This is a genomic window from Nocardiopsis sp. EMB25, assembly GCF_026797795.1.
Lineage (GTDB): Bacteria > Actinomycetota > Actinomycetes > Streptosporangiales > Streptosporangiaceae > Nocardiopsis > Nocardiopsis lucentensis.
In genome coordinates, this window is sequence record NZ_JAMTDN010000001.1 from 178,257 (window position 1) to 190,886 (window position 12,630).

Annotated in this window: 11 protein-coding genes; all 11 read left to right on the plus strand. The window is 68.8% G+C overall.

What is annotated here, in order from left to right; all coding sequences use genetic code 11:
- Positions 1–241 precede the first annotated feature (241 nt).
- The 11 genes from KIK06_RS00850 (at position 242) to KIK06_RS00900 (ending at position 12,444) form a co-directional block, all read left to right on the plus strand.
- Positions 242–1,330: an ABC transporter permease gene (locus KIK06_RS00850; RefSeq protein WP_268641505.1), complete on the plus strand. Its 1,089-nt coding sequence runs from the start codon at positions 242–244 to the stop codon at positions 1,328–1,330.
- Between the two features lie 63 nt (positions 1,331–1,393).
- Positions 1,394–2,275 carry an ABC transporter permease gene (locus tag KIK06_RS00855; protein WP_268641506.1) on the plus strand — a complete coding sequence of 294 codons (882 nt, stop codon included), beginning with the start codon at positions 1,394–1,396 and terminating at the stop codon, positions 2,273–2,275.
- A complete protein-coding gene (locus KIK06_RS00860) occupies positions 2,272–3,354 on the plus strand; it encodes an ABC transporter ATP-binding protein (protein ID WP_017599755.1) in 1,083 nt (360 codons plus the stop codon). Before KIK06_RS00855 ends, KIK06_RS00860 begins: the two co-directional genes overlap by 4 nt.
- Positions 3,347–4,327 carry an ABC transporter ATP-binding protein gene (locus tag KIK06_RS00865; RefSeq protein ID WP_268641507.1) on the plus strand — a complete coding sequence of 327 codons (981 nt, stop codon included), beginning with the start codon at positions 3,347–3,349 and terminating at the stop codon, positions 4,325–4,327. Before KIK06_RS00860 ends, KIK06_RS00865 begins: the two co-directional genes overlap by 8 nt.
- 4 nt (positions 4,328–4,331) lie before the next feature.
- Positions 4,332–4,520: a hypothetical protein gene (locus KIK06_RS00870; protein ID WP_017599753.1), complete on the plus strand. Its 189-nt coding sequence runs from the start codon at positions 4,332–4,334 to the stop codon at positions 4,518–4,520.
- The gene (locus tag KIK06_RS00875) at positions 4,517–6,325 is read left to right on the plus strand and encodes an ABC transporter substrate-binding protein (protein WP_268641508.1); all 1,809 of its coding nucleotides are present in this window, start codon (positions 4,517–4,519) and stop codon (positions 6,323–6,325) included. The genes KIK06_RS00870 and KIK06_RS00875 overlap by 4 nt, the downstream gene beginning before the upstream one ends.
- 699 nt (positions 6,326–7,024) lie before the next feature.
- On the plus strand, positions 7,025–9,616 hold the full coding sequence (locus tag KIK06_RS00880; RefSeq protein WP_268641509.1) for a sensor histidine kinase: 2,592 nt from the start codon (positions 7,025–7,027) through the stop codon (positions 9,614–9,616).
- Positions 9,617–9,703: 87 nt separating this feature from the next.
- A complete protein-coding gene (locus tag KIK06_RS00885) occupies positions 9,704–10,129 on the plus strand; it encodes a roadblock/LC7 domain-containing protein (RefSeq protein WP_017599751.1) in 426 nt (141 codons plus the stop codon).
- A gap of 51 nt (positions 10,130–10,180) precedes the next feature.
- Complete coding sequence (locus KIK06_RS00890; RefSeq protein ID WP_017599750.1) at positions 10,181–10,540, plus strand: DUF742 domain-containing protein; 360 nt, start codon at positions 10,181–10,183, stop codon at positions 10,538–10,540.
- A 22-nt stretch (positions 10,541–10,562) separates the two neighbouring features.
- Positions 10,563–11,120, plus strand: coding sequence for a GTP-binding protein (locus KIK06_RS00895; protein ID WP_017599749.1), 558 nt, complete (start codon positions 10,563–10,565; stop codon positions 11,118–11,120).
- 64 nt (positions 11,121–11,184) lie between these two features.
- A complete protein-coding gene (locus tag KIK06_RS00900) occupies positions 11,185–12,444 on the plus strand; it encodes a styrene monooxygenase/indole monooxygenase family protein (RefSeq protein WP_268641510.1) in 1,260 nt (419 codons plus the stop codon).
- Positions 12,445–12,630: the final 186 nt, after the last annotated feature.

Sequence of the window (12,630 nt, forward strand, 5' to 3'; positions counted from 1 at the left end):
GGCAACACTGACAAAAGTTGTGTAAGTCACGGGTTGGCCGGATGTGGACAGCCCGAATTATGAGTGAACGTCACTCAATGCGTCGTTTGTGGAACTGATCGTGTCGCGCTCCAGACGCCGTTTGGTCACGGGGGTGGCGCGCGACACATCCCGCCGATTACGGTGAGCTTCTATTAGGAAACTTTCCTAATAAATAAATGAGCCCTCCACGCACGACCCGACCCCCGCTCGAAGGAGCACCGTGACCACCGACATCGCGGCCTCCCCACCACCGTCGCCACCCGTGGGGCGCGTCCCCGCCCGGAAGGACGCCCGCCCCCTCTGGCTCCGGATCTGGCGCCACTACGCCGTCGTCAAGGTCCGCAAGGCCCTGACCGTCGTGTTCGTGGTCGCCAACGTGACCTTCTTCCTCGGCCGCGCCATGCCCGGCGACCCCGTCGACGTCATGGCCGGGCGGCTCACCCAGGGCGGGATGAGCATGGAGGAGGCCCGGGCGATCGCCACGTACTCTCTGGCCTACGACGTGGACGCGCCCCTGTACGAGCAGTGGTGGGACTTCCTCGTCGGTCTGGTCACCTTCGATCTGGGCGACACCATCAACCGGCCGGGCGTCACCGTGATGGAGGCCATCAGCGCCTACCTGCCCTGGACGCTGTTCAGCATCGGCACCGGAACCCTCATCGCCATCGTCCTCGGCCTCGTCCTGGGCATGGTCATGGCCTACTGGCGCAACCGGTTCCTGGACCACGTGCTCAGCGTCGTCGCCTCCGTGCTCGGCGCCGTCCCCAACTACCTCATCGCCATGGTGCTCGTGGCCGGAGGGGGGATGTACCTGGGCTGGTTCAACCCGATCGCCCTGCGCGGGACACTCAGCCCCGGGATCGAACCCGGCTTCACGGCGGAGTTCGTCGGTGACGCGTTCCTCCACGCGCTCCTGCCGATCATCACCTACGTCCTGGCGATCATCGGCGTCTGGATGCTCATCATGAAGGCCTCCACCACGGAGGTCCTGAGCGAGGACTACGTGACCGTGGCCCGCGCCCGCGGGCTGCGGGACACCCGCATCGCCTCCGCCTACGTCGGGCGCAACGCCATCCTGCCGTTGGTGGCCCAGATCGCGATCTCCTTCGGCGTCCTCGTCGGCGGCGCGATCTTCGTCGAGGAGGTCCTGGTCTACAAGGGCGTGGGCGGCCTCCTCCTGGACGCCGTCAACTACCGCGACTACCCGCTCCTCCAGGGCCTGCTGGTCATCATCACCTCGTGCGTGGTCCTCGCCAACCTCATCGCGGACCTGCTCTACAGCCGTCTCGACCCGCGCATCCGCGACTAGGGCCGCCGCCATGCACCGATCCACGCGCGACACGCACACCACACGCCCCGGAGGGCCACGACCATGACCACCGCCACCACGTCGACCCCCGCAGCCGGTGTCTGGGGGAGCATCTGGCGGGGGCTGACCCACAGCACGAGCGGATTCGTCGGGCTCTGCCTCGTCGTCGGCGTCCTGCTGTTCTCCTTCGTCGGGCCACTGGTCGTCGACACGGACAACCCCACGGACGTCAGCCTCATCTGGGGGCCGATGACCGCCGAGCACTGGCTCGGCGCCAACCACGAGGGCAAGGACACCTTCGTCCAGCTCGTGCTGGGCGGGCGCGAACCCATCTGGGTGGGTGTCCTGGCCGCCGTCATCACCGTCGCCGTCGCCGTCGTCCTCGGCGGGATCGCGGGGTACGTGCGAGGCCGGGTCGACCATTTCCTGCTCCAGCTCACCGACATCACGATGACCATCCCGTTCATCGTGCTGATGTTGGTCGTCGCCTCGTTCTACCGCACCGCCTCGCCGATGGTGGTCGCGCTCATCATCGGCCTGGTCACCTGGCCCCATCTCATGCGCTCCATTCGGGCCCAGGTGCTCACCCTGCGCGAACGCGAGTTCGTCGAAGCCGCCCGCCTGCAGGACCTCGGGACCGCTCGCATCCTCTTCGTCGAGGTCATGCCCAACATGGCGGGCTACATCTTCATCAACTTCATCATCGCGATCACCAACGCGATCTACGCGGTGGTCGGGATGTACCTGCTCGGTCTGCTGCCCAGCACCGCCGACAACTGGGGCCTGATGATCCAGCAGGCCTGGAACAACAACGCGTTCCTGCTACCCACCGCCATGCCCTTCCTCATCGCCCCCATGGTGATGATCATGCTCTTCCAGATCGGCCTGGTCACCATGACCCGGTCCCTGGAACAGGCCCTCAACCCGCGACTCCGGGACAGGTGAGCCACGTGAACGACCACCGCACCGACCCGGGCGAGGACACCGGGGCCCTGCTGTCCGTCAGCGGCGTGGACATCGGCTACCGCACCGGCAGGCGGACCGGGACCACCATCGTCCGCGACGTCTCCTTCGACCTCCACCCCGGGCAGTCCCTGGCCCTGGTGGGGGAGTCGGGCTGCGGCAAGACCACCCTCGGCCTGGGGCTGCTCCGCCTGCTTCCGCGCACCGGGCGGGTGTCCGCCGGGCGGATCCTCTTCCGCCGCAAGGACGGCCGCCGCGTGGACGTGCGCACCCTCGGCAAGGAGGAGCTGCGCCGGTTCCGCTGGAACGAGGCGGCGATGGTCTTCCAAGGCGCGATGAACTCCTTCAACCCCGTCCTGCGGATCGAGGACCACTTCACCGACACCTTCCGCGCCCACGAGAACGGGCGCGGACGGCGACCACGCGCGCGGATCCTGGAACGCTCCGCCGAACTGTTGGAGATGCTCCAGCTCGACCCCGCCCGGGTCCTGCGCGCGCACCCGCACGAGCTCTCCGGCGGCATGCGCCAGCGCGCCCTCATCGCGCTGGCCCTGGCCCTGGAACCGCAGCTGCTCATCCTCGATGAGCCCACCACCGCGCTGGACGTGCTCACCCAGCGCGCCATCGTCGAGCGCCTGGCCGAACTGCGCGAGCGGCTCGGCTTCTCGATGGTTTTCATCACCCACGACCTCGGCCTGGCCGCGGAGCTGTCCGACCGCGTCGCCACCATGTACGCCGGGCGGCTGATCGAGACCGGGAGCACGCACGACATCTTCCACCGTCCGCGCCACCCCTACACCTCGGCGCTGATCAACTCCGTGCCTCCCGTCTCCGGCGGCCGCACCATCCCGGAATCCCTGCCCGGCGGCCCGCCCAGCCTGGCCGCACTCCCGCCCGGATGCTCGTTCGCGCCGCGCTGTGCCCACGCGCTCGACCGGTGCTCCCGGGTGCGGCCCGAACCCGAGCTGCTCCAGGAGCGCGACCGGGGGATGAGCCACTCCGCGGCCTGCCTGCGCTCGACCGACACCGCACTCTTCGCCGAGGGGGCCACCCGTGACTGACCAGCCTGTGCTGAGCCTGCGTGGCGTCCGGCGGGAGTTCGACACCCCGCGCGGCCGGATCAGCGCCGTGGCCGGGGTCGACCTGGACGTGCGCCCCGGATCGGTGGTGTGCCTGGTCGGCGAGTCCGGCTGCGGGAAGACCACCACCGCCAGGGTCGCGGCCGGGCTGACCGCCCCCTCCGAGGGGGCGGTGCTCTTCCGGGGACGCGACGTCGCCGCAATGGACAAGCGGGAGCGCGCCGAGTTCCGCCGCTCCGTCCAGTACATCCACCAGGATCCCTATGCCTCGCTCAATCCGGTGCGCACGGTGTGGTCGACGGTCACGGCCGGGCTCCGCCGCCACCGTAGGGTCGGCGGCCGCGCCGAGGCGCGAAGGACCGCCGCCGAACTCCTGGAACGGGTCGACCTCACCCCGGCCGAGGACTACCTGGACAAGTACCCGCACCAGATGTCCGGCGGGCAGCGCCAGCGGGTCGCCGTCGCGCGTGCCCTGGCGATGAACCCGGAGGTGGTCATCGCCGACGAGTCCACATCGATGCTGGACGTGTCGATCCGGGTCAGCATGCTCAACACCCTCGGGCGGCTCCGGGACGAGCTCGGCGTCGGGTTCCTCTTCATCACCCACGACCTGGCCGTGGCCAAGTACTTCGCCTGGGAGGGCGAGATCGCCGTCATGTACCTGGGCCGGGTCGTCGAGCACGGACCCACCCCGCGCGTGGTCGGCGAGCCGAGCCACCCCTACACCCGGGCGCTGATCTCGGCGGTGTGCGAACCCGACCCCGACCTGGTCCACGGCAAGGAGCGCTTCCGGCTGCGTTCGGCCGACGTCCCCGACCTGACCGACCTACCGCCCGGCTGCGACTTCCACCCGCGGTGCCCCCTCCACGAGGCGGGCGGCTGCGACACGCTGCGTCCGTCGCTGGTCCGCCACCAGGACCGGCTGCTGTCCTGCCACGTCGTCACGAGGGGGTGAGCGGGTGCTGTTCATCGGCCGCTTCGGATTGGCCGTCGGTGCCTTCCTCGCCCTGGCCAGCACCCTCACGGCCTTCCTCAACCCCCCCGGCACGGCCGAGTTCGTCATCAGCGTCGTCACCGTCGGTGTCGGCCTGCTCGTCGTCGCTCTCGGTCTGCTCGCCGTCCTACTGGAAAGGAAGCGACAAGAATGACCCCCACCCCCTCACCGGAGATGCTCATGCGGGACCTCAGCCGCCGGCGACTGCTCAAGGCGGTCGGGTTCGGCGCGGCCGGGGCGGCGGGCGCCGGTGCCCTGACCGCCTGCTCCGGGGGCGAGGAGGAGTCGGGTGCCACCCAGTTCACCGGGGTCTATGACTACGACCTGGACTCCAACACCCGCAACATGGCGGTCGAGGACGGGGCGCTCCTGCTCAACTCCGTCTACGAGGACCTGTTCCTGACCACCGGCGCCATGTACGACTGGCGTGAGCACACGTGGGACTACCTCCTGCTGGAGGGCTCGGAGTGGGACGGGGACCACCTCATCGTGACCCTGCGCCCCGATCTGCGGTGGAGCGACGGCACCGACCTCGACGCCGAGGACGTGATCCAGACCTATGCGATGGCGATCTTGGAGACGCCGCCGTGGTCCGTGGGCTTCCCCCAGGTCACCGAGCTCGAACAGCTCGACGACCTGAGCGTCCGGCTGGCCTTCGACGACCCCTTCGTCAACATCGAGCGCAGCATCCTCAAGCGCCGGTTCGTCAGCAAGACGACCTATGCCGACTTCGGTCCGCGCGCGGTCGAACTGGTCAACGCGGGGGTCCGCCAGGGCGATGACGAGCACGGCGCGTTCAACGCCGAGTTCATCGAGTTCAACCCGGAGGAGATCGTCTGCAGCGGGCCGTACATGTTCGACCGGTCCCGGATGTCGGACGCGAGCATCACGCTGGTGCGCAACGAGAACGGCTATCGGGGGACCGAGGTGGGCTTCGACGAGGTCCTCATCCACCGGGGCGACAACCGCCAGGCCGCGCTGCTGTTCCAGCAGGGTGAGGTGGACTACTCGTCGTTGGCGCCCACGGCCGCCGACCAGCGGGCCTTCCAGAGCGTGGAGGGGTTTCGCTGGGTGGAGCACACCGGCTACGACGGCTGCGGCATCATGTTCAACTACGCCGCCAAACCCGAGCTCAGGGACGTCCGTGTCCGCCAGGCGCTCGCCCACGTCCTCGACGGCGACACCATCGGCCGGGTGGCGCGCGGTGAGGCCTACGAGGGAGTCCGGTACTACGCGGGGCTCGTGGACGTCCAGGCGGAGGAGATCTTCACCGAGGAGGAGCTGGGCCGGTTCACCCACTACGGGTACGACCCCGACCGCGCCACCGAACTGCTGGAGGAGGCCGGCTGGACCCTGGAGGACGGGATCTGGCACCTGCCCAACGGCGACGAGGCCAGCTTCGAGGTGATCGGGGTGTCCGGTTGGAGCGACTTCGAGCTGACCGCGGTGCAGGTGGAGGAGGCCTGGAACGGCTTCGGGATCCCGACCACCGCGACCAACGTGCCCTCGGACAACCCCTGGGGCATCTGGGGCGCGGGTGACTTCGAGGTGGCGGTCCGGCACTGGGGCAATCCCGAGATCCCGGATTACTGGGGCGCCTTCCAGATGAACTTCCTGCTGGAGAACGCGGGGACCGAGGACTCGCCGGGCCAGTCCTTCGACCTGGAGGTCGAGAGCCCGTCGATGGGTGAACTCGACCTGGCGGCGCTGGTGGAGGACGCCAAGCAGGCCGAGTCGCTGGAGGAGCAGCGCGAGACCCTCCTGACGATGGCCACCGCCTTCAACGAGCTGCTGCCGCGGATCCCGATCTGGACCTTCCGGTATCTGGCCCCCGCGTTGAACGGGGTGCGGGTCGAGGGCTTCGACACCGAGCTTCCGTCGGACGCCAACCAGATGTACCAGGACAACCACGTCATGCTGGCGCTGATCCAGGGGAATCTGCGGCCGACGGGGGAGTGACCCGGCCGCCGGTGACCGGTGAGGGGCGGAGCCGCGCGGTCCCGTCCCTCAGACGTGTGTATGGCGGATGCGAGTCATGTGGCCACAGTTGGTTGTGTGACTCGGGACACATGCCTTGGATCGGGTGACTAATGTCGTGAAGGCGGCAAATCAGACAATAGGGATCTAAGGGATAAAATAACTTTGTCTGCGTTGTCGCACGTCACCGGTGGTGTGTTGAGGTCTTTTCGCGTGCTTCTCGGATTCTCCTGCCAAGCTGGAGGGCCTTTGTTAGTCTGACGATCCGAACGACGGTTCTCGGTGGATGTACAGGAATTGTGTCGGACGTGGATACTTGTCTCCGGATAGGGCGTTACTCTCCTTGTCCGGGCGTCCGATCGTGCGTGCCGCCTCCATCGCGGAGCCCGTTCCGGCGTTCCCCCGGCGTACGGGACGCCCGTCGCCACGGGGTCCCAGCGCGGTCCTCGCGGCGGCACCTCCCTGGTCAGGGTGGTGAAGCGGGGCCACCGCCGATCCGCCCACCTGATGCGAGGAGACGAGACTGTGGCACAGGCCCCGTCACCGCACGAACGCGATGGCAACCCCCTGGCCGAGATGAAGTCGACGGAGGATGGGCGAGGAGGAAGGTTTCGCCGGGCCATCTCCCGGATGGTCAAGTCCCAGGACCCCCCGTCACCGGAGACCGAGCGAGGACATCCCGTGCATCAGCCCGTGCATCCGCACTCGCGGTCCGCCGAGCCCACCAAGGGCGGAGGCGGTGACCAGCGCTCCGCCGGTGCCACTCCCGCGGACGGTGACGACCCGTCCGACCGGCCCGTGGGGCCGTTCTCCGCGTCGGCCGAGAAGGGCTACCGTCCCGCGACGCGCACGAGCGTCCCGAACCCCTACACCACCCGGCGCCTGGAGGTCGACGACGTCGACACCGGCGCCCACCCGGTCGGGCAGTGGCGCGGAGTGGGCCTCGACGAGCCCGATCCGCGTGGTCGGCCCAGGACCCCGGACTCCCCACGACACATGAGCGACACCACCCCGAACACAGGCGCCACCGCGCGGCCCGCAACCGGACCACAACCCCGGGCGGCCGCGGAACCCGTCGAGAAGGACCGGCGGGAACCGGTCGCCCCGACACCCCCCGCGGACCACGCGGCGCAGCACACCCACACACCCCGACACACCTCGGAGGCCGCCACCAGCCGGACCCCCGCCCGACAGGGGACCGGCGACACGGGCGCCACCCACACCCCGCGCACCGGCGAGATCGACCCGGTCGGATCCGCCGCCCCGGAACCCTCGGGCGAACGGGACCGGCGCGCGTCGGAGACCGGGCAGCACGGGGCCGACCCCCTGGAGGGAGGTTCGCGCATGGACGACCAGCCGAACCCGTACGGGACAGCGGAATCCCGGAACACGGAGACGACGACCGGCCAACACGTGGCCCCGGAGCAGGCGCCCGCCCCGGGGACGTGGCCGCGGGCCGACCGCCCGCCGGTCGCCCCGCAGGGTCCCGCGCCCCAGGCCGCCCCGGCCGGGCCCCGTTCCGTGTACGAGGGTCACTCGACACGGTCCGAACACCCCGGGCAGTCGGCGCCCGCGGCGTGGGCGGCACACCACGCCTATCCTCCCCACCAGGGGCAGCCCGGGTACCAGCCCGAAACGGGCCCGCAGCCCCACCACGGTCACCCGGACCAGGTCGGGCCCGCCCAGCCGGTGTACCCGGCATACCCGGACCCGCGCGGCGCCTGGGGCGACGGCGGGCATCCCGGCTACCCCCGGCCCGCCGAGTACCAGCGGTCCGCGCCGCCCCCGCACTACCCGGCTCCCTATCCGCCGCCGCACCCGATGATGGCCTACCCGGGCGCCTACCCGGCCCCGTACCAGCCGCCGGGTTACGTGTTCCCCGGTCAGCCGGTGATCCTCCCCGGCCAGTTCCCGGCCTACGGCCAGCCCGTCCAGCACGTCATCGTGCTCACCTCCGGTCAGGCGCCGCAGGTGATCACCGCCGAACCGGCCACGTACTCCGACCGTTCCGAGCCCGAGCGTGAGGAGCGCACGCGCGTCCGCGCACCCCGCGAGGACCGGGCGGAGGTCGAGCGCGAGACCGGGCCGGACGCCGACGAGGAGACCCCCGACACGCGGAGCGCCGAGGCGGAGGAGGCCACCGCTCCGACCGCGGACGACGCGTCCGCCGACACGGAGGAGGTCCCCGAGACCACGTCGGTGGACGGGGCCGAGCAGGACGGCCCCGTCCCGGACCGGGAGGGGCTGCTCAACGAGGCTCTGGCCGGTCTGGCCATGCGCGACCTGTCGCTGGTCGACGCCCTCCTGGAGACGGTCGAGGAACTGGAGACCGACGCCCAGGACCCCGACCTGCTCGACAAGCTCTTCCAGATCGACAACCTCGCGACCCGTATGCGGCGCAACGGGGAGAACTTCCTTGTGCTGACCGGCCACGACGGCGGCGAGTCCGACGCCCACGACGAGATCGTCCCGCTCCTGGACGTGGCCCGCGCCGCGACCTCCGAGATCAAGGACTACCCGCGTGTGCGGCTGGGCAAGCTCCCGCAGACGTCCATCACCGGTATGGCCGCCGACGACATCAGCCACCTGCTCGCCGAGCTGCTGGACAACGCGACCGCCAACTCTCCCGAGCACTCCCAGGTCGTGGTCAGCGCCCGCGAACTCGAGGACGGCCGCCTGATGATGGTGGTCGAGGACGAGGGGGTGGGCATCCCCGAGGCCCAGCTCGCGGAGCTCAACCAGAGGCTCGCCGGCGCACCCGTGCTGGACGAGGAGGTGCCGCGCCACATGGGCCTGTACGTCGCCAGCCGGATCGCGCGCAGGCACGGACTGGAGGCCCGTCTGGAGTCGCGCTCCTTCCGCGGTGTCAACGCCTACGCGATCATCCCCAAGGACCTCCTGCGCGTGGCCACCCCCCCGATCCCGGGCCAGGCCCGCACCTCGACGGTGCCCCCCGCGACGGCGCCGAGGACCCCCGTGATCACCCCGACCACGACCGGGACCAACGGTGTGAACGGCAGTTCGTCCACCAAGCCCCTCGGCGGTGGCAACTCCGCCGTCACCTCGGCCGGGCTGCCCCGCCGCAGCGCCACCCCGCACGGATCGCCCCTGCGGATGATGCCCCCGCCGGACCACTCCGCCGAACCGCCCGCCGACACGCCCCCGAAGCTGACGGGCGACGCGCGGGCGGAGCAGATCCGCGACGAACTCGGAGACTTCCTCGACGGCGAACGGGAAGCCCTCGAGGACCGGCCGGACGGAGAGGACACGTGATCCCCCTCTCTCCCCGGCCCGTCCCCCGGGTGCCGACACGCACCCCCCGAACCCCCGAACACGACCCTCGGCCCAGGCAGGTAAGCGATGACCGAACCCGTTAACGACAGCGTTGAGAACTTCTCCTGGCTCATCGACCGGTTCGTCCGGGACGTCCGCGGAGTCGAGCACGCCGTGGTCGTCTCGTCCGACGGACTGGTGCTGACCCACTCCAGTGACTTCCCCGAGGAACACGCCGAACAACTCGCGGCGATCGCCAGCGGCCTGCACAGCCTCGCCGTCGGCGGTGCCGGGCTCTTCCAGCGCGGTGAGTGCGAGCAGCTCCTCGTCCGCTTCAACAAGGGCCACCTGTTCATCATGGCCATCAGCGACGGTTCGTGCATGGCCGTCCTCACCTCCCCGGGCAGCGAGCTCAAGCTCATCGGTTTCCAGATGACCAAGCTCGTGGAGAACGTCGCGCACGTGCTCACGCCCCAGCTGCGAACGCAATTGCGCGAGGTCATCCAGAACTGAGCCGGCGACCCGTAGCGGTTCGGCAGGGATCACGAGAAGGTTGCCACTGACATGAGCTTCCGCAGGCGAAGGAGTAACCGCGTCCGCCCGTTCACCTTCACGGGCGGGCGGACGCGGTCGCGGCATCCGCTGATGGTGCAGACCCTGGTCTCGACGTCCGAGCCCGGGAAGGAACCTCCGAGCACCCTCATGCCGGAGTCGATCAACATCTACAGACTGTGCCGGGAGACGCGGTCACTCGCCGAGGTGTCGGCGGAGCTGAACATCCCCCTGGGCGTCACCCAGGTCCTGGTCAGCGACCTGGCAGAGCAGGACATGGTGTACATCCACCCGACCATCACCGGCAGTAGTCCATCGGAAAACCAGGTTCTGGAGAGGGCTCTTCGTGGTCTCGAACGACTTTTCCAGTGACAACAGGTCGAATCGCAAGAAGATGTCGAGCAAGATCGTCATCGCCGGTGGCTTCGGCGCCGGCAAGACGACCTTGGTGAGCTCGGTCTCGGAGATTCCACCGGTCACGACAGAGGCGATCATGACCGAGGCGAGCATCGGTCATGACGACACCTCGATCACACCCGACAAGACGACGACCACCGTCGCGATGGACTTCGGTCGCATCACCATCGACGACGAGCTGGTCATGTACATGTTCGGCACGCCGGGACAGGCGCGCTTCTGGTTCATGTGGGACGATCTCGTGCGCGGCGCGGTGGGTGCCGTCGTCGTGGTCGACTGCCGGAGGCTCGCGGACTCCTTCGACGCGGTGGACTACTTCGAGACGAACCGGCGCATCCCCTACATCGTGGCGCTGAACAAGTTCGAGGGGCGGTTGGACTACACCGCGGAACAGGTCCGTGAGGCGTTGGAGGTCAGCCCGGAGGTGCCGATCATCGACTTCGACGCGCGCCAGCGCAACTCCGGCGGCGACGTCCTCAAGACGCTGCTCCGGTACGCGTTGCAGCACAACCGCGCGAGTGAGCCCGTCGGCTGACGTGCGGGGAGCCGCCACGCCCTCCCCACCGCCCCCGTAGACTCCCCAGGAAAGTTAGCGACAGATGCGCAAGATCCTTATCGTCGGAGCGGGCCACGCCGGTCTGCACCTGGCCCATGGGCTGCTGACCGAAGGCTACGACGTCACGGTGATCACGGGGCAGTCCTCCATGGAGATCCGCACCGGCAAGCCGTCGATCTCGCAGTTCACCTTCCCGACGGCCCTGAACTACGAGCGTCAGCAGGATCTCGATCTGTGGAGCGCTCTGTCGCCGCAGATCAGGGAACACAAGCTCTTCCTGTACCCGAAGGACGCGCCCCACAAGGTGTTCAAGGGCAGGTCGAGCGCGGGCAACGACTACACGGTCGCCGTGGACCGGCGGGTCAAGATGGCCGACTGGCTTGAGTACTTCGAGGACAGGGGCGGCAAGGTCGTCATCCACGGCGTGACCGTGACCGACCTGGACTACTTCTCCCGGATGTTCGACCTCATCGTCGTGGCGGTGGGAACCGGTGAACTCGGGCAGCTCTTCGACAGCGACACCAGCCGCTTCAGCGGTGCCAGGCCCCGGTCCATCGCGCAGGCCTACATCTACGACGTCTGGCCGGATCCCGGGCAGCCCGAGAACATCGGGTGGGAAGGGACCACGGCTGAGGCGGGCAACATCATGTTCATCCCGATCCTCACACAGGACGGACCGTGCCACAACCTGCTGTTGGTGGACAAGAAGCACGGCCCGATGGACGCCTGGCCGGACCGTCCGGGCGCGGAGGAGCAGCTGAGGCGGATGAAGGATCTCCTGCGCAGGTACGCGCCGGAGTTCTTCGAGCGGGTGAAGGACGCCGTACTGGTCGACGGCAGGAGCACGCTGGTCGAGGAGTTGACTCCGCAGGTCCGCAACCCCGTGGGCGTTCTCCCCTCGGGCGGCCTGGTCTTGGGGATGGCCGACGTGGTCGTCACCATGGACCCCTTCGTCGGGCAGAGCTGGAACAACTCGACCAGGTGCGCCAGGGCCTACCTGGAAAGCATCATCGAGCACGGTGACCAGCCGTTCGACGAGGGATTCCTGGTCAAGACCTTCGACCGGTTCTGGGAGTTCGGCATTCACAACCAGCACTGGGCCGAACTGTGTTCCACCATGTGGGACGCCGGTGACGTGCCGGACTATTTCAACCAGTTGATCGACGGTGCCATCGCCTATCCGGAGATCGCCGACCGGTGGATTCAGGGGTGGGACTACCCGCCGGACTACGGGAAGTGGCTGTTGGACCCCGAGCTGGCCCTGGGATATCTGGCCGAGGTCCGTGCCCGGAACGGGGACTGACCTTCCCGCCGACTACCAGACGCCCGGTGTTGTCAGGACACCGGGCGTCTTGCCGTGTGTTCACCTGAGATGTCTCTCTGGTTACGTCGATGACTGAATGCTCAGGAGGGCAGACCGAAAACGAAGTGTTCGTTGTCATGCATCGTGAGCAGCGGTTACGATCCTTCGTGTTGATGTCAGTTAGTG